The following is a 23,524-nucleotide window of genomic DNA, read 5'->3' on the forward strand; positions in this document are numbered from 1 at the left end:
GAATAGACTAAAAACTCACTACAAAAACAGGAATTTTCATTGCTTTTAAAGACAGATATCAGAATTAATGCTTAATTATTAGGCAAAAATTGATCGATAGAAAAATCCATTCACAGCTTATAAATACTTATAAAGCTGATTTAATGGCATTTCTGATGTCATCTTCGCTTATCTTACCTAATTTGCTATAGCTGGCCTTACCTTTGGCATTGATGATGATGGTGTAGGGAAGGGCGCCTTGGGAATTTCCCAGTTGCTTAGAAAGATTGCTACCTTCAAGACCACCAATTACAATCGGATAGCTCACTGGAGTTTTTGAAAGAAATTCACGAATATTGGAGGGTGAATCGATGCCAATGCCAACAAATAAGACATTTTGCTGCAAGAACTCTTGCTGAAGCTTATCTAAAGCAGGCATTTCTTCGACACATGGGGGGCACCAGGAGGCCCAAAAGTTCACCGCCAGCACTTTACCCTGCCATTCTTGGGTGTTGACGGTTTTTCCATCCGGCGTTTGCCAAGAATTGGCAAAAAATGCTTTAACAGCAGGATCGCTGGCCAAACCAGTTTTATAAATCCACTGGGAGGTTAGTACGCCCCCAAGGAGCGCCAAAAGGCTAATTGCGACGATGATGATCAATTGTCTACGGTTCATTGCAACTCCTTCGCTAAAATTCGCTAATGCATATACATATCTTGGGCATTTGCGGTACTTTCATGGGCGGCATTGCCGCAATTGCGAGGCAGGCTGGACACCGCGTTACTGGTTGCGATGCCAACGTCTATCCACCAATGAGTACGCAGCTTGAAGCTCAAGGCATCGAACTGATTGAGGGATTTTCCCCTGATCAATTATCTCAGTTTGAGACCATGCCTGATTTATTCGTGATTGGCAATGTGGTTTCTCGCGGCAATCCATTGATGGAAGCAATTCTCAATCAAGGGCTACCCTATATCTCTGGCCCGCAATGGTTGGGCGAACAAGTTTTGTATGGACGACATGTCTTGGCCGTAGCGGGTACGCATGGCAAGACAACTACTTCAGCTATGCTGACTTGGATTTTAGAATTCAATGGTTACAAGCCGGGCTATCTCATCGGTGGCGTGCCCCTGAATTTCACAGTGTCTGCACGTTTAGGTGAGAGTAAATATTTTGTCATTGAGGCTGATGAATATGACACAGCTTTCTTTGATAAGCGTAGTAAGTTTGTTCACTATCGACCACGTACCGCCCTATTGAATAACCTAGAGTTTGATCACGCCGATATTTTTGCTGATCTTGCGGCAATCGAAACGCAATTTCATCATTTAGTGCGCACTGTTCCTGGCGATGGTTTACTGGTTGTTAATGGCGAGGAGCCTGCATTGGCGAGCGTGATTACGCGTGGCGCTTGGGCGCCTGTAGCGCGGTTCGGGCAAGAACTCAAAAATGAATGGTCTTTAATTGCTCAAGAGGCTGATAGCTTCATCGTGCGCAAGGCAGGTAAAGAAGTAGCCACTGTGAAATGGGCGCCTGATTCTGGTGTGATGGGTAGACACAATCAACTCAATGCACTTGGTGCGATTGCTTGCGCAAATCATATTGGTATCTCGCCAGCAGATTCTGCACGTGCATTGGCAGAATTTAAGAATGTAAAGCGTCGCTTGGAAACGATTGGTGTTGCAAATGACATCACGGTCTATGATGATTTTGCCCACCATCCAACCGCGATCACGACTACAGTTGATGGCCTTCATCGCCGTGTTGGTAAAGCACGCATCTTGGCGGTGCTTGAGCCACGTTCAAATACGATGAAGCTCGGCGTCATGAAAGCTCAACTTCCTGGAAGTCTAGAGGCTGCTGACAAAGTATTTGCCTATGGCGCTAATGCCGGCAAGGAATCATTGGGATGGGATTTGGCAGAAGTCTTATCTCCACTCAATAAGCAAGAACAGGGTAAAGCACATGCCTTTGATGATCTTGAAGCTCTGGTGAAGGCGGTTGCGCATGAGGCTAAGCCTGGCGATCATATTTTGGTGATGAGTAATGGCGGGTTTGGTGGCGTGCATCAGAAAATATTAAAAGCCATTTCGGCGCAGTAAAAAATATAAGTAAATACAGAAAGCAAATCATGGGCGATAGATTAAAAGACAAAGTAGCCATCATTACTGGTGCCGCTAAGGGTATTGGTTTTGCTACTGCTCAGCGTTTTGCAGAAGAGGGTGCAAAAGTCATCATTACTGATATCAGTCAGGAGGCTGTTAATAGTGCGGCAGAAAAAACGCCTAATGCCGAAGGCTATGCCATGAATGTCACGGATCGCGCTAGCATTCAGTCTGTTGTAGATCAGGTAATGCAAAAGCACGGACGGATTGATATCTTGATCAACAATGCTGGCATTACTCAAGATGCACGCTTAATTAAGATGACCGAAGCTCAGTTTGATACTGTGATTGATGTCAATCTGAAGGGTGTATTCAATTGCACCCAGATAGTCGTACCGCATATGCTGGAAGCTGGCTCTGGCGCAGTGGTTAATGCATCAAGCGTTGTGGGTCTCTACGGTAATTTTGGCCAAACCAATTACTCGGCTACTAAATTTGGTGTGATTGGTTTTACAAAAACATGGGCGCGTGAATTAGGAGCTAAAGGCATTCGAGTCAATGCGGTGTGCCCAGGTTTTATCGCCACTGAAATGGTCATGGCCATGCCAGAAAATATTGTGCAAGATATTGAAAAGCGCAGTTGGCTTGGTCGCCTAGGCACCCCAGCAGAAATGGCAAATGTGTATTTATTCTTAGCGAGCAATGAGGCAAGCTATGTCAATGGAGTGGCATTAGAGGCCAGCGGCGGGATCTCGCTCTAAGCATGAATCTTTTATACGAAGAAGGTGGCGATATTAAGATCGCCACAGTCCAGTCTGCTGCAGGGGCTGGCGATACAGAGTCTTGGCAAGCCACGAGCCTTTCTGGAAAAAAAATCAAGCTCAAGGCCAAAGAGGTATGGCTGCGTTTTGAAAATCCAGAAGCTCAAATAGCCATGGATGAAGCCAACACACTTACTGCTGATATTGATTTACAGTTCCTTTGGGATTGCGCACCTGATGAAGAGTTTGGCTTGGTTGATGTGGCTCATGAGTACTTTGGCTCACAAGCGAGCATTCCGCAGCAAGTTGCTCTGGCGATTGCCTTGCAAGGTGCGCCAGTATTTTTCCGTCGCAAAGGGCGCGGACGGTTTCAGAGAGCTCCACTAGAGCAGTTACAGGCTGGATTGGCTGCTTTAGAGCGCAAGCAAAAAGAACTTGAACAGCAATCCGTTTGGCAGCAAGAGTTGGTTGCTGGCATCTTCCCTGAGTCACTGAAGTCTTCAGCCAAGCAATTACTTTTCTCGCCCGATAAAAATACCTCCGCCTATAAGACATTGATCGCAGCCTGTACTGAAACCGGGGAGTCTCCGGCGCAACTGATGATTCGTTGTGGCGCAATCGACTCTCCTTTGGCGTATCACCAGGGATTGTTTCTCAAAGCCCATTTCCCGAATGGTGCGGATCACAACCCGGCTATTAGCATTGATCAATCGGCATACGCATCAGCGGTTGCTGAGCTACCTCTTGCTCAGGTCCAGGCATTTTCCATTGATGATTCCGGTACTACCGAGATTGACGATGCCCTATCAGTTACACCAATTGAGGGTGGTCATCGGGTGGGTATTCATATCGCCGCTCCTGGACTGGTAATTACAAAAGATGATCCATTGGATCAAGTCGCTCGTAATCGAATGTCCACGGTGTACTTTCCGGGTGACAAGATTACGATGTTGCCTGATTCAGTCATTGAGCAATTCTCATTAGATGAGGGTATGCCAAGACCGGCCTTATCGATCTATGTTGATATTGATGCTGAAGGTATTGCTAATCGAGCGAGCTTGCAGATGCGTGCTGAGATGGTGCCGATGGCTGCTAATTTACGCCTAGAAAATATTGAGCATCTCGTGAGTGAGGAAAGTCTGTTGGATGAGGGTTCTAACTACCCGTATCGCAAAGAGCTGGCTACTCTATGGCAAGCTGCTAAACATCTGCATGCAGGGCGTCAAGAGAAGCGCGTAGCAAATGGTTTGCGTGCTGAGCAGTTAGGTGTCACAGATCCAAATGCCCTAGCAAGAGACTTTCATTTTCAGATTCAAGACGTTGATGGGGTGCAGCGTGTAGAAATCACCCCACGTCAACGCGGCTCTATTTTGGATACGATCGTTGCCGAGTGGATGATTTTCTGTAATAGCGCCTCAGGACAGCTTCTAGCAGATCATGGCCTTCCTGGGTTATTTAGAACTCAAAAGGGTTGGGGTCCATTGCGTACCCGGATGCAAACCACTCCCGGACCTCATGAAGGCCTTGGTTTGGACTATTACGCCTGGTGTACATCTCCTTTACGTCGGTATTCTGATTTGGTAAATCAATGGCAACTCATTGCGCTAGCAAAGCATGGCGTTACTGCCAAGATGGTTGCCCCATTCCCGCCGAGAGACGCTACCTTGATGGGTATTGCTGCTGACTTTGAATCTTGCTATCAAGCTTATGGCGAGTTCCAAGATCGCTTAGAAAAGTATTGGTGTTTACGTTGGATTACTCAAGACGGTGATTCGAAAACAGTGCATGTGCGCCATTTAAAAGAGGGTATGTCCAGAGTGGAGTTAGTACCTCTACATCTACCTATCCCTGAATTGGCAACCCATCCACGCATGACCCGTGCGGAAGTGGTGATCGCAGATGTAGATTTGCTGCAGCTAAGTGCTGGCGTTCGTGTGTTGGAGATCGAGGCAAAAATTGAATCTCCTGAAAAGCCTTCGGCTGATCAGGCTACCGAGCAGACTCCAGAGCAAGTGGTTTCGGATAATCCCAAAGAAGATGCTAGCCCAGATTAAATCGCTGGAGTTTCCATGTCCTGAAAGGCTTGCTGGGGCCTTGCGTTACTTGCGCAGCGCCTGGAATCGCCACCCATTCCGATTTGCCTTGTGCGCTTCAATACTGATCCACATTGTTTTCTTATCTTTCCGATGGGGCGTTGGAGAGATTCAGAACCGCAGACTCAATACGCCATTGAGCGTGGTTTTAGTAAACGCCAGCAATAAAACGCCACCTCAAAAAGCGAATAAGTTGGCGCAGGCTGATTTGCAGGGTGGCGGTAAAACAGAAACTCAAGATGCCACAGCAATGCACCGCGCAAGATTGGGTGCAGAGGCGCGACTAGAGGTTTTAGAAAAGCAGCAAAAACAAATGCTCGCTAAGCTAGATGAGCAGCGCAGTCGATCAGGCGGTCGCAAGAGTGGCGATGAGCAAAAAATTACGCCTCAATTAAATTCTTTAGAGGCTGAGTTAGCTAAACGCTTACAAATTGATGGCAAAGAGCCTAGACGTAAAGTATTGACTGGAGCCAATACCAAAGCAGTTACCTTTGCGCATTATTACGATGCGATGCGTCAAAAGATTGAGGCTTACGGTAGCGCTTTTTTCCCAAGGGCGAGTGGGCATCCCTTGTACGGCAGTCTAGTTATTGTCGTTAGCGTTGATAACCAAGGCAGAATCACTACAAACGCTCAAGGCAAGGATGGGCTCTCGATTGGCCGTAGTTCTGGTAATCCCGAGTTAGATCGCCAAGCGCTGGCAATTGTGAGAGCCTCTGCACCATTTGGTCCTTTTCCTTCAGAAATGCGCAATCAAATCGATGTCTTAGATTGGATCTCTACCTTTGAGTTCACACGTGATGGGGTAGATCGCCTCGAGCTGCGCCATTAATATTATTTGAAAAGTTTGCTAACTCAATTTACAAATTCGCTTATTCTGTAGTCATCATGAGCTCTACCGATTCCTCCTCCCTACATACCGATCCAAGCCTTTTTGCTGGCGTGGATGTCTATGTGGTTGCGGGTAATCCGATTGCTCATAGCAAGTCCCCAGTAATACATCAACGCTTTGCGGAACAGGCAAAGCAACGGATGCACTATGGACGTCTTCAGCCGGATATAGATTCATTTGCCCAAGCAGCGCAATCTTTTTTTGCTGCGGGGGGTAAAGGCATGAATGTCACTGTGCCGTTCAAGCTAGATGCTCAAAATCTGGCTGATGTATTAACGCCGCGTGCTCAATTGGCTGGTGCCGTTAACACTTTGTGGAAGACGGAAGGCAAAATTTTTGGTGACAACACCGACGGTGCTGGTCTAGTGCGTGATTTACTGGCTCAAGGTATTTCACTGCATAGCGCTCGCATTTTATTGGTCGGTGCTGGTGGGGCTGCCCGGGGTGTAATAGGTCCATTGCTTGAGCAATCTCCTAAGTCCCTCATCATTGCCAATCGTTCCAGCGCAAAGGCAGATGAGTTGGTTAAGCTATTTGCAGATTTAGCCGGCTCTAAGGAGGTAGCACTGGAGTCACGTACTTTGGCTGATTTAGAGGATGTTGCAAAAACTCAGCACCCATTTGATTTGGTGATCAATGCCACAGCTGCTGGTTTAACCGATGAGTCCCCATTGATGCCCGAAGCGGTAGCTAATATTTTTGTGCCCAGCTCTTTCGCTTATGACATGGTCTACGGTAAAACTACTGCCTTCATGCAGCAGGCCTTACAACGAGGTGCTCGCGTAAGTGATGGCCTTGGAATGTTGGTTGAGCAAGCGGCTGATGCATTCTTGCTATGGCGGGGCGCGCAATTGGCGAGTGCAATTGACTCCCGCGCAGTCTTAGCAGAGTTACGCAGTTAATTTGCCCTGATGCGCTGGCTTCTATATCCAGTGAAGTGTTTGCTCGCAGGGTTTATCGCCATGCAAATCTTTTTCGCCTTGCAGATTGCTTTGTGGATTAGCTTAGATCCCAGTAGTACTGCGTTTCAGAGGGCTGAGCGTTGGCGCTTATGCACTTGGCATTGGACCTGTCCAGTGCAATCCCATTGGGTGCCTTATGACAAGATCTCGAACAATCTCAAGCGCGCTGTTTTAGTCAGTGAAGACGATATCTTCTTTCAACACAAGGGTGTGCGAGTTGAAGATATGCAAAAAGCCTGGCAGAAAAATCAACAGCAGAATCAGCAAAAAGCCCAAGCAGGCAATAAATCCAAAATAGCGTTACGGGGTGGATCTACCATTACCCAGCAATTAGCAAAAAACTTATTTCTTTCGTCAGAGCAACATTATTTGCGCAAGGGACAGGAGCTCATCATTACGGGGCTTTTAGAGTTAATACTTTCTAAGCAGAGATTGTTTGAGATTTATCTGAATTCGGTAGAGTGGGGCGAGGGCATTTTTGGAATTGGCGCCGCCTCTCAGCATTATTTTGCTACAAGCCCAGCAACCCTAGATCGTGAGCAGGCTGCTGCTCTAGCTTCAGCACTGCCGGCGCCCAAGTGTTTTGACAAGCAACAGTATTGCCGTCGAGGAAGCATTAACTACTCCGCTCGCCAAGAATTTGTCTTGGAAAACATGGATAGAGTTGCCTTGGCGCCTTACCCAAAGAGTGGTTCGGGTAAATAATTCCTTGTTTTACTTAACTATTTGTTTGCAGCAGCTCGAAGTGCATCCCGAGTACTCATGGCGACGACTCTAGCCGCTTCTGCAAAATCAGCACCTGAACTGGCATACAGAATCGCTCGGGAAGAATTAATGATCATCCCTGCTCCTGGTTTGCCGGTTATTTTTCCTGCGCTGACAGTGGCATCAACGTCACCGCCTTGAGCGCCGATCCCTGGAATCAATAAAGGCATATCACCAACAATGGCGCGTACCTTGGCAATTTCTTCTGGGAAAGTAGCGCCGACTACCAGGCTGATCTGATCAGAACTATTCCACTGTTGTGCAGCCAGCTTGGCCACACGCAGATAAAGAGGCTCGCCATTGGGTGCCACATTTAGGAACTGCAAATCTGACCCGCCAGGGTTGGATGTGCGGCAGAGGACAATAACCCCTTTGCCTGTGTGCTTTAGGTAGGGCTCGATCGTGTCAAAGCCCATGTATGGATTCACGGTCACGGCATCAGCGCCGTAGCGATCAAATGCCTCCAGAGCGTATTGGTCGGCAGTACTGCCGATATCTCCACGTTTGGAATCTAGGATGACTGGGATGTGGGGATATTTATCTTTGAGGTGCTTGATTAGTTTTTCTAGTTGAGCCTCTGCTCTTTGGGAGGCAAAGTAGGCAAATTGGGGCTTGAAGGCGCAGACCAAATCCGCGGTCGCATCAGCGATTTCTCGGCAGAACTCATAGATGCCTTCGGCATTCCCTTGTAGGGAGGGGGGTAAGCGCTTTGGGTCTGGGTCAAAACCAACACACAGCATGCTGCCTTGGGAAGCCCATGCGTACTGGAGTTGCTGGTTAAAGGTATTTGAGCGAGAGTTCATTGGATTTGGCTTATTTTAGTGAAACTGTCATGTTCTATAGGATAAACTAGCGCACATTCCTTAGGAGTTCACCATGATCAACTTGTTCGTCCTGCAAAATGGCCGCCTCTCTCAAGAGCAAGTCGAAGATCGCAATGAATTATTGCAATATGCCAATCCTATCTGGATTGACGTGGTTGATCCAGAAGAAGAGGAATTAATTTGGATTAAAGAGGCATTTGGCGTACTTTTGCCTGAGTTAGATGACTTGGGTGACTTAGAAGCTTCTGCTCGTTATTTTGAGGCAGACGATGGTCACCTCCATATCCGTACCGATTTCTTATTGGATGAAGAAGAAACCTCTCGCAACGTTCGAGTAGCGTTTGTTCTGACCAAGCAAGTGTTGTTCTCAATTCATGACGAAGATTTGCCAGTGTTCCGTTTAGTTCGCTTGCGTGCGCGTTTGCGTCCTGGTTCAGTGAGCAATGCAAAAGATGTGTTGCTAGATTTGTACTCAACAGATGCTGAGTATTCTGCTGATGCTTTGGAAGAGGTTTATGAAAACCTGGAGCAAGCTGGTAAACGAGTCTTGCAAGATGACATCAATGATGCGGATGCCGAGCAAGTCCTCGAAACCATTGCCAAAGAGGAAGATACCAACGGACGCATTCGTCGTAACGTGATGGATACCCGCAGAGCCTTGTCCTTCTTGATGCGCAGCAAGTTACTCTCTGATGAGCAGCAGGAGGAAGCGCGTCAAATTTTGCGCGATATCGACTCTCTGGAAAACCATACTGCTTTCTTATTCGATAAGATTAACTTCTTGATGGATGCTACCGTCGGTTTTATTAACTTGAACCAATCCAAGATCATCAAGATTTTCTCGGTGGTATCAGTAGCCTTAATGCCACCAACCTTGCTTGCCAGTATTTGGGGAATGAACTACAAGCACATGCCTGAGTTAGATGCTACTTGGGGTTATCCAATGGCGATTGTTGCAATGGTAATTTCAGCAATCATTCCACTCTGGTATTTCCACAGCAAAGGCTGGATGAAGTAATTGGCAGTCTGAATTTGCACTTAATTTCTGAGTAGGGCGATTAACTCCGTCAGCGCAAATTCGGTTGCTTGCTGCCTTACTGCTTGACGATCACCGTCAAAATGCATGGTTTTAGTGAGGGTTTGATTTTCAGTCGCCCAGCCAAAACAAACTGTGCCTACGGGCTTCTCAGCGGTCCCGCCTGACGGGCCGGCAATCCCAGTGATAGAAATAGCCACATCACTTCCTGAATTGATTCGCGCACCTTCGGCCATGGCCTTGGCTACTGGCTCGCTAACAGCTCCATGGGATTCAATTAACCGGGCTGGGACCTCCAGACACTCCGTTTTCGCTTCATTGCTGTAAGTGATGTAGCCTCGTTCGAACCACTCGCTTGAGCCTGCAAGTTCAGTCAGGGTGGCAGATACAAGACCACCAGTACAAGACTCTGCAAGCGACACCAGCCAGTTTCTGGAAAGCAAAATCGCGGCTAAGGTTTTGGTGAGATCGGTTGAGTTCATTATCTAGTGAGAAACTGTATCAAGGCTACTGCGAGCAGTGTACAAAATGCAGCAGCAAGATCATCCACCACAATTCCAAATCCACGCCAAATAATTTGCAAGAAGCTTGATCGCTGAGCGCTATCACTTGCTGTATTTTTAAAGTGACGATCAATCATGCCGATGGGGCCTGGTTTGATGGCATCAAAAAATCGGAATAGCGCAAAAGCAATCAACTGCATCCAAATATTAGCTGGCATGATGAAGATAAGCACCAGCCAGAACGCGACGATCTCATCCCAAACAATACCGCCAAAATCTTTTTTACCAAGTTCTTCGCTGACATGGCCGCAGATCCAGCAGCCGAGCAAAATGCCGCCACCAATGATCCAGAGAAAGTCTGCCGTACTGAAAAAGTATTCACCCATTAGAAATGCAGCCCACGCCCAAAGCGTACCGGCGGTGCCCGGAGCTACAGGGCTTAACCCACTACCAAAGCCAAAGGCAATAGTGCGACTGGCAGTTTGAAAAACCCATTTGAAGTTTGGCTTCACTTCTGTGGAATGCTCAACGTTAGTCATTAGGCAAAGTGGTCAAATGAGTTGAGGAAAGGAGCTGCTTGTAAATCGCTCAGTAGTACTCCTGATGCATCTAGTAAATATACTCTTGCCTGATCATCTTTTCTCGGAAGTATTTTTCCAATGAGCGTTAGTGGCAAGTTCAGTGACTTACCAATCTCCTGTATTTTTTTCTGCTGGCTTGGTGGTGCAGTAAAGCAAAGCTCGTAATCATCACCGCCGCATGCGGCAAATAAATTTTGAATGGAAGATTCTTGTTTTTTCAAGATGCTCGATTTTGGTAATTGATCCAACTGAATTTGTGCGTCAACTTGCGATTGCTTCAAAATATGGCGTAAATCACCCAACAACCCATCAGAGACATCTAAAGCTGCGCTTGCCACATCTCTCAATTGAATGCCTAAGTCAATGCGCGGCATTGGTTGATGCATGCGGTCTTCAATTCGTTGTAAGTCTTCGCTAGATAGATCTATTTCATGACGCAGTGCAGCAAGAGCAAGTCTGGCATCTCCAACCGCACCCGAGACCCAAACGTCATCGCCTGCCTTTGCGCCAGATCTGCGAATAGCTTTACCGGCGGGGATGCTGCCAAAGGCGGTGATCGAGATGGTGAGGGGGCCTGCAGTGGTGTCGCCGCCGATAAGGGGGCAGGAATACTCCTTAGCAATGGCAAAAAGCCCTTTAGAGAAAGATTCTAGCCAGACTTCATCTACTTTTGGTAGGGCAATTGCCAAGGTAAAACCCAGCGGACTTGCCCCCATGGCCGCTAGGTCTGAAAGGTTAACTGCTAGGGCTTTGCGGGCCAATAGGGTGGGATCGGCGCCAGCAAAAAAGTGCCTGCCCTCAACCAACATATCGCTGGTAATGGCTATTTCTTCATTCCCTGGTGGTTTGATCAGGGCGCAGTCATCACCAATCCCCAAGGTAACGCCTTGATCTGCTTTAGAGCGCATTGAATCCGCACCCGTTTTGAAAAAACGTTCAATCAGGTCAAATTCACCGAGGGGGGTAGCGCGAGAAGACATGCCCCATTTTATGGTGGTTATGAAGCGAATGTCCGAGAGGAATAGAATTGAAGTCTTATAAGTCTTAGCTAAATGAAGATAAGACAGAACTTAGCGAGTTAGTGGATGAGCAAAGAAAATAATAAAGAGCAACAAATTGCAGCCTTAAGAGAGGCAGCGCTTCAGTACCACGAGTTTCCGACTCCGGGAAAAATTGAAATTGCCCCAACAAAGCAATTAACCAATCAACGAGACTTAGCCCTTGCATACACGCCTGGCGTTGCAGCTCCTTGCGAAGAGATTGTTAAAGATCCGGCAAATGCATTCAAGTACACCGCCCGTGGAAATTTAGTTGGCGTCATTACGAACGGCACAGCCGTTTTAGGTTTAGGAAATATTGGACCGCTGGCAAGTAAGCCAGTGATGGAAGGTAAAGCAGTTCTTTTTAAGAAGTTTGCTGGCATTGACGTTTTCGATATCGAAGTCAATGAAAACGATCCCGATAAATTAGTAGAAATTATTGCGGCACTAGAGCCAACTTTTGGCGGTATTAATTTAGAAGATATTAAAGCGCCTGATTGTTTTGTCGTTGAGCGCAAGTTGCAAGCTCGCATGAAGATTCCAGTCTTCCATGATGACCAACACGGTACAGCGATTGTGGTTGCAGCCGCCATCCTCAATGGTTTGAAGGTGGTTGGTAAAAAAGTAGAAGAGGTTAAGTTAGTCACCTCAGGAGCTGGTGCTGCTGCGCTAGCCTGCTTAGATTTATTGGTTGACTTAGGTATTCAGCGTAAAAATATTTGGGTTACTGACTTGGCTGGCGTTGCATACAAGGGCCGTAAAGAGTTGATGGATCCTGAAAAGGAGCCGTTTTGCCAAGACACAGATTTGCGCACACTTGATCAAGCGATTGAAGGTGCGGATATTTTCTTGGGTCTTTCTGCTGGGGGTGTACTCAAGCAAGACATGGTGAAGAAGATGGCACCGAAGCCATTGGTTTATGCCTTAGCAAATCCAACCCCTGAAATTCTTCCTGAAGAAGTGAAAGCAGTTCGTCCGGATGCAATCATGGCGACTGGTCGTACCGACTACCCAAATCAAGTAAACAACGTTTTATGTTTCCCATTCATTTTCCGCGGTGCTTTGGATGTGGGTGCAACAACGATTACTCGTGGCATGGAAGTCGCAGCGGTCAAGGCAGTAGCGGAATTGGCTCAAGCAGAGCAGAGCGAAGTGGTTGCTTCTGTTTACGGTCTCGATAACTTATCCTTTGGCCCGGAGTATTTAATTCCAAAGCCATTCGATCCTCGACTCATTACCGTGATTGCTCCTGCAGTTGCTAAGGCGGCGATGGATGATGGTGTAGCTCTACGCCCAATCAAAGATTTCGATGCCTATCGCAATCAGTTACAGCAATTCGTGTACCACTCTGGCACTTTGATGAAGCCACTCTTTAGCATTGCTAAACGTGTACCAGCAAATCAAAAACGCATTGTGTTCGCTGAGGGTGAAGATGAGCGTGTATTGCGTGCAGTGCAGATCATCATTGATGAGCATCTTGCTACCCCAATTCTGATTGGTCGCCCAGCCGTTATCGAGCATCGAATTGAGAAATTCGGCCTGCGTATGAAGGCGGGCGATGATTTTGAGATTGTGAATCCAGAGAATGATTCACGCTTCCGTGATTTCTGGCAAACCTACCTTGCACTCACAGAGCGTAAGGGTGTAACGCAGTCGTTTGCTAAGTTAGAAGTCCGCCGCCGCAACAGTTTGATTGGAAGTCTGTTGATTCAAAAAGGCATGGCTGATGGCATGATTTCCGGCACAGTCGGCAATATCGCTACGCACTTGAAATATATTGATGAAGTGATTGGGCATGAGCCTGGTGCGAATGTTTATGGTGCCATGTCAGGTTTGATTCTTCCAGGACGCCAAGTATTTTTAGTGGACACCCACATCAATCTAGACCCTACGGCCGAACAGTTAGCGGATCTCACTCTCATGGCCGCAAGTGAAATGAGAAAGCTAGGATTAGCTCCGAAAGTTGCCTTACTGTCCCATTCGAATTTTGGTTCTAGCAATGCCCCTTCCGCAGTCAAGATGCGTGCAGTGTTGGCATTACTCCAAAAGGCAGATCCAACTCTAGAGGTTGATGGAGAGATGCATGGCGATAGCGCTTTAGATGCAAGCATTCGAGAAGGTGCCGTATCTTCATCCTCACTGAAGGGCGATGCCAATCTCTTAGTCCTGCCAAACATTGATGCAGCAAACATTTCTTACAATTTGCTAAAAACAGCAGCAGGCAATGGCATTGCAATCGGCCCATTGTTGTTAGGTGTTGCTAAGCCAATTCACATCCTCACTCCGGCCGCAACTGTGCGTCGTATTGTGAATGTGACAACTTTGGCGGTTGTAGAGGCAGCGAGTAACGCCAGAGGCATTTCTTAAGAATCAGTAATATATGTAAGTTAGTAATAACTTACATATATTATTTCTATATAAATCAGTGCATTACATAAAATGCACTGTATTTGGGCTTGATTTGATGGCGTGTTAAGGGTAACCTAGCACCCATCATGAATAATCGCTCTGAAAACAGCAATACAGCAAGCTTCGATGAACATAGCCGTGCTGAAAGTTGGGATAGCAATGATCGACTGGAAACCGAATCATCCGCTGCCAACATTTATGCTGAAGGCGGTTTATCTCGTTTACAAACCTATGCAGCAAATCAAGTTTCGGGGAAAAAAGTGACAGCTTCTTGGCGTGCCGCTTTGGCCGTTCGCGATGCCGGACCGCCGGCAATGTTGCGCAGTGTGCGCCCTAATATCGTTCAATCTATTCGTGCTTTCCGTACTCCTGATTTGCAGGAAGCGGCAACTGAATTGGGTCAACACTTCATTTATGCCAATTGCGCAAATGCAATGACTAAAGGTGAGGTTTTGGAGTCGATTGCGATTGCGTACTCATTTACTAAGCAGCAGGCAAAAAATTACGATCCTTTGTTGGATGCTTTGACTACCACGGTAGACAAGTCTGGTCCACAGCCTGGATTTGTAGTGGTGCTCGAAGGACTGCCTTGCACTCAGAAGTTTGACAAAGAAGCTCGTGAAACATTGTTGGATGTTTTCCGTGATGCTGTTGATTTCTGGGCTGAGCGCCGAACTCCATACCGCGTCTTCTATTCTTTTGCTTAATCGCTGAAGTCTTGTAAGTCCTATAAATCGCCTCTATTTGAGGCGATTTTGCATTTCAAGATTCCATATGCTGTGTACGGCTGTAATAGCCACTACGCCCGCTGTTTCCGTTCTGAGTACCCGCTCCCCCAGTGAAACCAATTGATAGCCTGCTGCTTGCGCTTGAGCCTCTTCTTCAGGGGAATGACCACCCTCGGGGCCGATCATTAAGACGATATCTTGGGGATCATTTTCAATTAACACCGAATACAGGCTTTTCGTCGCATCTGGACTGAGTAGTAGTTTGAGTGCGGGTTTTGGACTTGCTTTTAAATAACTTTCAAAAGTTTGAATGGGCTCCAGGTTGGCAAGGACAGTGCGATCGCATTGTTCACAAGCTGCTTGAATGATGCCCTCCCAGTGGGCAAGCCTTTTTTGGGCACGCTCTAGGTCGCTAGAGCGGGTAAGTTTGAGAATAGAGCGCTCGCATTGCATCGGAGCGATATTTTGGGCACCTGTTTCTACCGCTTTTTCAACAATCCAGTCCATTTTGTCGCCACCAGCTAAGCCTTGAGCCAAAGTAATGGCATATGGGGTCTCACGATGGGTGTCGATATGGATATCCGTCAGTTGAACCTGACCCGTTTTTCCGCTCAAAGAGAGGAGCTCGCCCTTGGCAACTTGCCCCTTTCCATCAAATACGGGGAAGAATTCCCCAGTTTGGACACGTCGAACGCGCAAATGGTGGGCAACCTCTGGGGTGAGGGTGGTTGGCTTTTGGGATTCCCATGGCCCGGGAAGATAAAATTGAGGCATTACTGAAATATAGCCAATTAATTTTCCAGAGACCACTTTTACGATGTCAAATCTTCAAATTCGTATGGCCAATGCCATTCGCGCCTTATCCATGGATGCTGTACAGCAGGCAAATTCAGGTCACCCTGGCATGCCAATGGGTATGGCAGATATTGCTGTCGGTCTTTGGAATGAACATTTAAAACATAACCCAACAGATCCACATTGGATTGATCGTGATCGTTTTGTTTTATCCAATGGTCATGGATCCATGTTGCTGTATTCACTCTTGCATCTTTCTGGTTACGACTTGCCGATTGAAGAGTTGAAAAATTTCCGTCAATTGCATAGTAAAACTCCAGGACATCCTGAATACGGCATTACTCCCGGCGTAGAAACAACTACGGGTCCATTGGGTCAAGGAATTTCTAATGCAGTAGGAATGGCGCTTGCTGAAAAATTATTGGCAGAAGAATTTAATCGTCCTGGCTTTAATATCGTTGATCACTTCACCTATGTATTTTTAGGTGATGGCTGTTTGATGGAGGGCATTAGCCATGAAGTATGTTCTTTGGCTGGCACACTCAAACTCAATAAGCTGATTGCATTGTGGGATGACAACGGCATCTCGATTGATGGCAAAGTTGTTTCTTGGTTTAACGAAGATACCCCAAAGCGTTTTGAGGCTTATGGTTGGAATGTGATTCGTGCTGTTGACGGGCATGATGCAGAAGCCGTATCTGCCGCGATTGCCAAGGCTAAAAAGAGTGATAAGCCAACCCTGATCTGCTGCAAGACCGCGATTGGCCAAGGCTCACCAAATATGGCGGGTAGTGACAAGGTACACGGCTCCCCATTGGGAGCGACAGAAATTGCAGCTACTCGTGTTGCATTGAATTGGCCGTACGCGCCATTTGAAATTCCAAAAGATATTTATGCGGCATGGGATTTTAAAAAGCGTGGTCAAGCAGCAGAACACGAGTGGAATAAAGAATTTCAGAAATACAAAAACAAATTTCCAGAACTTGCTGCTGAATTGCAACGTCGTATGGCAGGTGATTTATCTAAAGATTTTGTATCCACATTAAATGCATACTTAAAAACTTGCCAAACTAAAGCAGAAACAATTGCGACTCGTAAAGCAAGTCAGAACGCGATCGAAGCTTTGGCACCTGCTTTGCCAGAATTCATGGGAGGCTCTGCCGACTTAACAGGATCTAACCTCACTAATTGGTCTTCATGCAAACCTGTGCGCGCTGATCAATGGGGTAACCATATTAATTACGGCGTTCGTGAATTTGGTATGAGCGCCATCATGAACGGCATTGCCTTGCATGGTGGTTACATCCCATTTGGCGGCACATTCTTAACCTTCTCCGATTACAGTCGTAACGCTTTGCGTATGGCTGCTTTGATGAAGTTGCGCAGTATTTTTGTCTTTACCCACGATTCAATCGGTTTGGGTGAGGATGGCCCAACCCATCAGTCAGTGGAGCATGTAGCTAGCTTGCGCCTCATACCGAACCTGATGGTTTGGCGTCCATGTGACACCACAGAGAGCGCTGTAGCCTGGGGCTCAGCCATTGAGCGTAAAAACGGCCCTAGCGCCTTGATCTTTAGTCGTCAGAATTGTCCATTTGTATCTCGTACTTCTGCACAAATTAAAGAAATCGCACGTGGTGGTTACGTTTTGCGTGATCCCTCCGGCAAGATTGATGCGGTCATTATTGCAACTGGTTCTGAAATTGCGCTTGCATTACAAACTGCGCAACAGTTAGAAAAAGAAGGTTTAGGTATTCGAGTGGTTTCAATTCCATCAACCACTGTCTTTGATCAACAAGATGCTGCCTACAAAGCAAAAGTATTGCCTGAAAATATTCCGCGCATTGCAGTTGAAGCGGGCGTGAGTGATTTCTGGTGGAAGTATGGTTGCGCAGCAGTTCATGGCGTAGATACCTTTGGTGAGTCTGCGCCTGCGCCAGTGCTGTATGAATATTTTGGATTAACGGCTGACCAGATTGCGAAAACAGTTAAACAATGCATCGCAAAGAAATAAATCAAAGTGCGGAATAAATTCAATATTAGTAAGGGGAAATAAATGACAATTCGTATCGCAATTAATGGTTATGGACGCATTGGTCGTATGGTATTGCGTGCTTTATATGAAGATCAGGTAAATGGTAAGCCACGTCGTGATATCAAGATCGTCGCAATTAATGCGATGGGTGATATTGCTATTAACGCCCATCTTACAAAGTATGACTCTGCTCATGGCCGTTTCCCAGCAGATGTATCCGTTGATGGCGATTGCATGGTGGTCAATGGCGATCGCATCAAAATGTTCTGCACACGTAATCCTGCAGAAACCCCATGGGGTGAGTTGGGCGTTGATTTAGTTTTGGAATGTACTGGTAAGTTCACTTCCAAAGAAAAAGCCATGATTCATATTGAGCAGGGTGCGAAGAAGGTGCTGATTTCTGCTCCTGGTGAAAAAGATGTAGACGCAACTATTGTCTACGGCGTAAATCAAAATGTATTGAAGCCAAGCGATGTTGTTGTCTCTAATGCTAGCTGCACAACCAACTGTTTAGCCCCATTGGTAAAGCCGCTCTTAGAAAAGATTGGTATCGAGTCTGGTTTGATGACTACGATTCATGCATTTACTAATGACCAAGTGTTAACAGATGTGTATCACAAGGATATGCGTCGTGCGCGTTCAGCCGTTACCAGCATGATCCCAACGAAGACGGGTGCTGCTAAGGCAGTTGGTTTGGTTTTGCCGGCATTGGCAGGTCGCTTTGATGGCTTCGCAATGCGTGTACCTGTCATTAATGTTTCTGTTGTTGACCTCACTTTTGCTGCTAGTCGCGCCACCAGCGTTGACGAAGTGAATGCCATTCTGAAGACTGCTAGCGAAGGTGAGCTCAAAGGCATTTTGGGCTTTAATACATTGCCCTTGGTATCCATCGACTTTAACCATGATCCACGCCCAAGTATTTATGACGCCTCCCAAACTCGCGTTTCTGCGGATGGCAAGCTGGTGAAGGTATTGGCTTGGTATGACAACGAATGGGGTTATTCAGTGCAGATGCTCAATGCCGCTGAAGCATTAATGGCTGTAAAGTAAGAAAAAATAGATAAGAGTAGCTAAGAGCGTCTAAAAGTTGTTAAAAAACGTTTAAATCCTATTTTTCGGCTTAATTGTGTAAAAAAGACCTCAAATTGAGGTCTTTTTTGCTTCTACAGTGCTAAAAACGGCTTACTTTGGCTGTCTTATTTAGCTTGTTTATTGCGGCAATTCTTCTTTAAGCAGTGGCCATACATGGCTAAAGAATGCTCTTGGAGCTTAAAACCCAGGTTTTTGGCAATATCGCGCTGCCTTTTTTCAATGGCTTCGTCTACAAATTCCTCTACATGGCCACAATCGATACAAACCAGGTGGTCGTGGTGCTGACCCTCATTCAATTCATAGATTGCCCTGCTATCCCCTTTGCTAGATTCAAAATGACTACGCAATAGAAGGCCGGCCCGCTCAAATTGGGTGAGTACCCGGTAAACCGTTGCCAGACCGATCTCTTTGTCTTCTTTGGCTAAGGCCATAAAGACATCTTCGGCGCTAAAGTGGGTTCCCCCGTTTTGATGAAAAAAATCGAGGATTTTCATCCTTGGGCCGGTAGCTTTTAGGCCAATATCGCGTAAATCTTCAGGGCTAGGGTTTTGGGTCATATTTATGGCATTGGGAGCTAAAATCAATGTCTTAATGATACGGCCAGCCATGCAAAATTGCCTTGAACTTTTTATCCGTTTTTTGAACCCGTTTTTGAAGGGTGTTTATTCCCCCGCTCGATTGGGGCTAGTGTCTTTGACTCTGCTGGGATTGATGGGGGTTGTTGGGTGCACTTCTGCTGTTGATGAAACTCAACGCGCATGGATGAATAAGGTTTTTAGACCCTATGTTCCTGATGTTGTGCAAGGTAACTTCGTCTCTAGTGAGCAGTATTCCAAATTGCAACTAGGGATGACACGCGAACAGGTGCGTCAAATTATGGGTACACCATTGTTAGCTAGTTACTTCCACGCAAATCGCTGGGATTATATTTTTGAATTTAAGCGCGCTGGACAGGTTATGGGCAAAGATCGTCATGTCACAGTGTTCTTTGATGGCGATAAAGTAGTGAAGTTTGATGGTGATGCTTTGCCAACAGAAGTTGAGATGGTTGCCGAGATCGATAACTACGCTAAAACCAAACGCTCGTTCTGGGAGGTCATCACAGGCACCAATAAGCCACCAGTCACGCCACCATTGCAGCAACCCGAACTCATGGTGCCAAGTACAACGGATAATTTGGCAGCGGGTGCGGCCATACCACCAGCTAGTACTAGCAGTTCATTCTGGGACTTTTTTAGTTTTTCTAAAAAGGATCCAAATGTTCAGCCTGAGCCATTGGGTCCTGGTGCTCTCAATGTTCCGCAGGCCAGTGAAGCCAAGTAAAAAATGACTTATGTGTTGATGCTGAAGTAAGTTGCTTCAGCAACTTTTAATCAGAAGCGAAGAAAAATGATGAAGATTGCAATTGCTGGGGCAACAGGCCGTATGGGCAAGATGTTGATTGAGACTGTCCTCAATACAGCTGATGCAGAGCTGGTGGGTGCGCTTGAGCATAATGCTTGCCCACAGCTGGGTGAAGACGCTGGCGCCTTCTTGGGCAAAAAGACGGGTGTAGTGATTTCTTCTGATGTTGCTCAGGTTTTGGCTCATGCACAATTCTTAATCGACTTCACCAGGCCAGAAGGCACTATGGCCCATTTGGCTGTTGCTGAAAAGACGGGTACCAAAATGATTATCGGTACAACAGGCCTAACCACCGATCAAATTGCTAGCTTGAAAAAAGCATCTGCAAAGTTGGCGATTGTTTTTGCTCCAAACATGAGCGTGGGTGTGAATGCCACTTTTAAGTTGCTGGAGATCGCGGCAAAGATGCTCAATCAAGGTTATGACATTGAGATTATTGAAGCGCATCACAAGCATAAGGTCGATGCCCCTTCTGGTACCGCACTCAAGATGGGTGAGGTGATTGCGAATGCTTTAGGTGAAAAGCTTGATGATGTTGCCGTGTATGCCCGCGAAGGTCATACCGGTGAACGTAAAGAAGGTTCAATTGGTTTTGCAACGATTCGTGGTGGCGATATTGTTGGCGACCATACTGTCTTATTTGCAGGTGATGGTGAACGTATTGAAATCAGTCATAAATCTTCAAGCCGTCAGTCCTATGCGCAAGGTTCATTGCGTGCGGGCCGTTTCTTGCAAAACCAAAGTACCGGTTTATTCGATATGCAAGATGTTCTTGGCTTACGCAAGTAATTATTCAATTAATTAAAAATAGAAGAAAAGAGTTGTCTAAGAATGAGTAAGGATTATGACTACCGCAGTATTGAAGCGGCAGCGCAAGCTGATTGGGAAAGTGCGCAAGTCTATCAAGTAGCCGAGAACGCAGTGGATGCGCAGGGTAAGCAGAAGCCAAAGTACTATGCCTGCTCAATGTTGCCTTATCCATCTGGCAAGCTCCACATGGGACACGTGCGTAACTACACCATTAACGATGTGATGGCGCGCCAGCTACGCATGCAAGGCTTTAATGTTCTCATGCCTATGGGTTGGGATGCCTTTGGTATGCCCGCAGAAAATGCGGCGATTCAGAATAAAGTTCCCCCCGCTAAATGGACCTACGACAACATTGCTTATATGAAAAAGCAAATGGCTGCGATGGGTTTAGCGATTGATTGGTCACGTGAAGTGGCTACCTGTAGTCCTGACTACTATCGTTGGAACCAGTGGCTCTTTTTAAAGATGCTTGAAAAAGGTATCGCGTATCGCAAAACGCAAGTGGTGAATTGGGATCCAATTGATCAAACAGTTTTGGCGAACGAGCAGGTGATTGATGGTCGTGGTTGGCGCTCTGGCGCTTTAGTAGAGAAGCGCGAGATCCCTGGTTATTACTTCAATATCACAGCGTATGCAGAACCATTACTTTCTGGTTTAGATGGCTTGGGCTGGCCAGAGCGCGTCAAGACTATGCAGCAAAACTGGATCGGCAAAAGTCGTGGCGTGCGTTTTGCTTTTAAGCATGACATTGCTGATGATCACGGTAACTTTATTCAAGACGGCCTCTTGTACGTGTTCACTACCCGTGCAGACACCATCATGGGTGTTACGTTCTGCGCGGTAGCGGCTGAGCATCCATTGGCTGCCAAGGCAGCCGCTAACAATCCCGAGCTCGCAGCATTTATTGAGAAATGCAAAACTGGTAGCGTGATCGAGGCTGATCTAGCTACTCAAGAAAAAGAAGGAATGTTCACCGGCCTGTATGTCACACATCCTTTGACGCACGAGCCAGTACCTGTCTGGGTTGGTAATTACGTATTAATGTCTTATGGCGATGGTGCAGTGATGGGTGTGCCGGCTCACGATGAGCGCGACTTTGCTTTTGCGCTGAAGTACGAGTTGCCAATTAAGCAAGTAATTGCGCTCAAAGCCGAGTCGCCAATGTTTAATGCCACCCATTGGGAAGATTGGTATGCCCAAAAAGAAGGTGTAGTTTGTTTTAACAGTGCTCAGTTTGATGGCTTATCCTATGAAGAGGCGGTGAGCGCTGTTGCGAAAGAATTTGAAAAGCTTGGCATTGGCGAAATCAAGACTACCTATCGATTGCGTGATTGGGGAATTTCTCGTCAGCGCTATTGGGGTACACCGATTCCGATTATTCATTGTGGCGATGAGAGTAATCCAGGTTGTGGCGCCGTACCTGTACCTGAGGCAGACCTACCGGTCGTGTTGCCGGAAGATTGCGTACCAGATGGTAGCGGTAATCCACTCAATAAGCGTGCTGACTTCTTGAATGTGAAGTGTCCGAAGTGTGGCAAACCTGCGCGCCGAGAAACTGACACCATGGATACCTTTGTGGATTCCTCTTGGTATTTCATGCGCTATACCGGACCTAATGCTAAGACTATGGTCGATGAGCGCAATGAATATTGGATGCCGATGGATCAGTACATTGGCGGCATTGAGCATGCGATTTTGCATTTACTCTATGCGCGTTTCTGGACTAAGGTCATGCGAGACCTTCATCTCATTACCTTTGATGAGCCATTCCAGAATTTACTCACCCAAGGCATGGTTCTTAATGAGACTTACTATTCTGAAGATGCTTCGGGTAAAAAGACTTGGCTTAATCCCTTGGATGTGGAATTAGATCTTGATGAGAAGGGTCGTCCGCAAGGCGCCAAGTTGATAGGTGACGCTTCAAATACGCCAGTCATCATTGGCGGTGTTGAGAAGATGTCTAAGAGCAAGAATAATGGTGTTGATCCCCAGGCTTTGATTGATCAACATGGTGCTGATACTGCGCGTCTATTTGTAATGTTTGCTGCTCCTCCTGAGCAACAGTTAGAGTGGTCTGGCGCTGGCGTGGATGGCGCCTCTCGTTTCTTGCGTCGGGTCTGGATGTATTCCAGTAGTCACGCTAGTGTCTTGCGTGATGCATCTGATGGCTTGCCCACCAGCTTTAGCGATGCGGAAAAAGAATTGCGTCGCGAAGTCCATACGATTCTGAAGCAAGCTAATTTTGACTATCAACGTCGCCAGTACAACACGGTTGTTTCTGCTGCGATGAAGATGCTCAATATTCTTGAGCCTATCAAGTTGGAGCAGAATTCTGCCATTAGTGCGCCAGTCTTGCGAGAATGCTTAAGTATTTTATTGCGCGTTCTCTATCCAGTAGTTCCACACCTGACCCATGTGTTGTGGAAAGATCTTGCTTATACAAAGACTTACGGGCCTTTGCTTGATGCTCCATGGCCTTCTGTAGATGAAGCGGCATTGGTCCAGACTGAGCTGACTTTGATGCTTCAGATTAATGGCAAGTTGCGTGGCGATATTAAGGTGCCAGCAGATGCCAGCAAAGAGCAGGTTGAGTCATTGGCTTTACAAAGTGAGCCCGCACAAAAGGCTTTGAATGGCAATTCACCGAAAAAAGTGATTGTGGTGCCCGGTCGTTTGGTCAATATTGTTGCCTAACCTTTTATAGAAACG

The 23,524-nt window shown here is 46.7% G+C and carries 21 protein-coding genes; 14 read left to right on the plus strand and 7 right to left on the minus strand.

The features are described 5' to 3' along the window. Positions 1-127 precede the first annotated feature (127 nt). Positions 128-655, minus strand: coding sequence for a TlpA disulfide reductase family protein (locus tag VC188_RS02515; RefSeq protein ID WP_323482904.1), 528 nt, complete (start codon positions 653-655; stop codon positions 128-130). Between the two features lie 26 nt (positions 656-681). Here VC188_RS02515 and mpl point away from each other — a divergent pair, with 26 nt between their 5' ends. From mpl to mtgA, 6 genes are read left to right on the plus strand one after another with little or no spacing between them, the layout of a single operon-like run. Next, positions 682-2,082, plus strand: a complete 1,401-nt coding sequence (gene mpl / locus VC188_RS02520) for a UDP-N-acetylmuramate:L-alanyl-gamma-D-glutamyl-meso-diaminopimelate ligase (RefSeq protein WP_323482905.1) — start codon at positions 682-684, stop codon at positions 2,080-2,082. Positions 2,083-2,111: 29 nt separating this feature from the next. After that, the gene (locus tag VC188_RS02525) at positions 2,112-2,846 is read left to right on the plus strand and encodes a beta-ketoacyl-ACP reductase (protein WP_216154388.1); all 735 of its coding nucleotides are present in this window, start codon (positions 2,112-2,114) and stop codon (positions 2,844-2,846) included. Between the two features lie 2 nt (positions 2,847-2,848). Beyond that, on the plus strand, positions 2,849-4,900 hold the full coding sequence (locus VC188_RS02530) for a ribonuclease catalytic domain-containing protein (RefSeq protein WP_323482906.1): 2,052 nt from the start codon (positions 2,849-2,851) through the stop codon (positions 4,898-4,900). Further along, positions 4,884-5,771, plus strand: coding sequence for an energy transducer TonB family protein (locus VC188_RS02535; RefSeq protein ID WP_215321405.1), 888 nt, complete (start codon positions 4,884-4,886; stop codon positions 5,769-5,771). Before VC188_RS02530 ends, VC188_RS02535 begins: the two co-directional genes overlap by 17 nt. Positions 5,772-5,827: 56 nt before the next feature. Next, entirely contained in the window at positions 5,828-6,733 is a 906-nt protein-coding gene (gene aroE, locus VC188_RS02540; protein ID WP_323482907.1) for a shikimate dehydrogenase, read from the plus strand. A gap of 9 nt (positions 6,734-6,742) precedes the next feature. Continuing rightward, positions 6,743-7,498: a monofunctional biosynthetic peptidoglycan transglycosylase gene (mtgA, locus tag VC188_RS02545; protein WP_215321407.1), complete on the plus strand. Its 756-nt coding sequence runs from the start codon at positions 6,743-6,745 to the stop codon at positions 7,496-7,498. A gap of 17 nt (positions 7,499-7,515) precedes the next feature. Here the strand turns inward: mtgA and pyrF are convergent, their stop codons facing one another. Further along, positions 7,516-8,361, minus strand: coding sequence for an orotidine-5'-phosphate decarboxylase (gene pyrF / locus VC188_RS02550; RefSeq protein ID WP_323482908.1), 846 nt, complete (start codon positions 8,359-8,361; stop codon positions 7,516-7,518). Positions 8,362-8,434: 73 nt separating this feature from the next. Here pyrF and corA point away from each other — a divergent pair, with 73 nt between their 5' ends. Then, the gene (gene corA, locus VC188_RS02555) at positions 8,435-9,400 is read left to right on the plus strand and encodes a magnesium/cobalt transporter CorA (RefSeq protein ID WP_072583348.1); all 966 of its coding nucleotides are present in this window, start codon (positions 8,435-8,437) and stop codon (positions 9,398-9,400) included. 20 nt (positions 9,401-9,420) lie between these two features. Here the strand turns inward: corA and VC188_RS02560 are convergent, their stop codons facing one another. From VC188_RS02560 to thiL, 3 genes are read right to left on the minus strand one after another with little or no spacing between them, the layout of a single operon-like run. Then, positions 9,421-9,900 carry a CinA family protein gene (locus VC188_RS02560; protein ID WP_323482909.1) on the minus strand — a complete coding sequence of 160 codons (480 nt, stop codon included), beginning with the start codon at positions 9,898-9,900 and terminating at the stop codon, positions 9,421-9,423. Then, a complete protein-coding gene (locus VC188_RS02565) occupies positions 9,900-10,460 on the minus strand; it encodes a phosphatidylglycerophosphatase A (protein ID WP_323482910.1) in 561 nt (186 codons plus the stop codon). The genes VC188_RS02560 and VC188_RS02565 overlap by 1 nt, the downstream gene beginning before the upstream one ends. Beyond that, positions 10,460-11,482, minus strand: a complete 1,023-nt coding sequence (gene thiL / locus VC188_RS02570) for a thiamine-phosphate kinase (RefSeq protein WP_323482911.1) — start codon at positions 11,480-11,482, stop codon at positions 10,460-10,462. The genes VC188_RS02565 and thiL overlap by 1 nt, the downstream gene beginning before the upstream one ends. Before the next feature lie 105 nt (positions 11,483-11,587). On the opposite strand from thiL, the gene VC188_RS02575 reads away from it, so the two are divergent. Both VC188_RS02575 and VC188_RS02580 read left to right on the plus strand, forming a co-directional pair. Then, positions 11,588-13,909, plus strand: coding sequence for an NADP-dependent malic enzyme (locus tag VC188_RS02575; RefSeq protein ID WP_323482912.1), 2,322 nt, complete (start codon positions 11,588-11,590; stop codon positions 13,907-13,909). A gap of 128 nt (positions 13,910-14,037) precedes the next feature. Beyond that, on the plus strand, positions 14,038-14,658 hold the full coding sequence (locus tag VC188_RS02580; RefSeq protein ID WP_215321414.1) for a barstar family protein: 621 nt from the start codon (positions 14,038-14,040) through the stop codon (positions 14,656-14,658). 33 nt (positions 14,659-14,691) lie between these two features. Here VC188_RS02580 and VC188_RS02585 read toward each other — a convergent pair whose 3' ends face one another. Next, positions 14,692-15,453, minus strand: coding sequence for a 16S rRNA (uracil(1498)-N(3))-methyltransferase (locus VC188_RS02585; protein ID WP_323482913.1), 762 nt, complete (start codon positions 15,451-15,453; stop codon positions 14,692-14,694). 43 nt (positions 15,454-15,496) lie between these two features. On the opposite strand from VC188_RS02585, the gene tkt reads away from it, so the two are divergent. Together tkt and gap are read left to right on the plus strand one after the other, a co-directional pair. Further along, positions 15,497-17,488, plus strand: a complete 1,992-nt coding sequence (gene tkt, locus VC188_RS02590) for a transketolase (protein WP_323482914.1) — start codon at positions 15,497-15,499, stop codon at positions 17,486-17,488. Positions 17,489-17,530: 42 nt separating this feature from the next. Continuing rightward, complete coding sequence (gap, locus tag VC188_RS02595) at positions 17,531-18,559, plus strand: type I glyceraldehyde-3-phosphate dehydrogenase (protein WP_215321417.1); 1,029 nt, start codon at positions 17,531-17,533, stop codon at positions 18,557-18,559. A gap of 146 nt (positions 18,560-18,705) precedes the next feature. Here gap and fur read toward each other — a convergent pair whose 3' ends face one another. Further along, positions 18,706-19,158, minus strand: coding sequence for a ferric iron uptake transcriptional regulator (fur, locus tag VC188_RS02600; RefSeq protein ID WP_072583439.1), 453 nt, complete (start codon positions 19,156-19,158; stop codon positions 18,706-18,708). Between the two features lie 130 nt (positions 19,159-19,288). Between fur and VC188_RS02605 the strand changes: the two genes are divergently transcribed. The 3 genes from VC188_RS02605 to leuS all read left to right on the plus strand — a co-directional run bounded on the left by VC188_RS02605 (position 19,289) and on the right by leuS (position 23,509). After that, a complete protein-coding gene (locus VC188_RS02605) occupies positions 19,289-19,924 on the plus strand; it encodes an outer membrane protein assembly factor BamE (protein ID WP_323482915.1) in 636 nt (211 codons plus the stop codon). Between the two features lie 69 nt (positions 19,925-19,993). Continuing rightward, positions 19,994-20,794 (plus strand): 4-hydroxy-tetrahydrodipicolinate reductase, encoded by an 801-nt coding sequence (dapB, locus tag VC188_RS02610; RefSeq protein ID WP_215322246.1) that lies wholly within the window; start codon positions 19,994-19,996, stop codon positions 20,792-20,794. Positions 20,795-20,836: 42 nt separating this feature from the next. Further along, positions 20,837-23,509 (plus strand): leucine--tRNA ligase, encoded by a 2,673-nt coding sequence (gene leuS, locus VC188_RS02615; protein ID WP_323482916.1) that lies wholly within the window; start codon positions 20,837-20,839, stop codon positions 23,507-23,509. The last annotated feature ends 15 nt before the right edge of the window (positions 23,510-23,524 follow it).

The organism is Polynucleobacter sp. MG-28-Ekke-A2 (assembly GCF_035012985.1).
GTDB lineage: Bacteria > Pseudomonadota > Gammaproteobacteria > Burkholderiales > Burkholderiaceae > Polynucleobacter.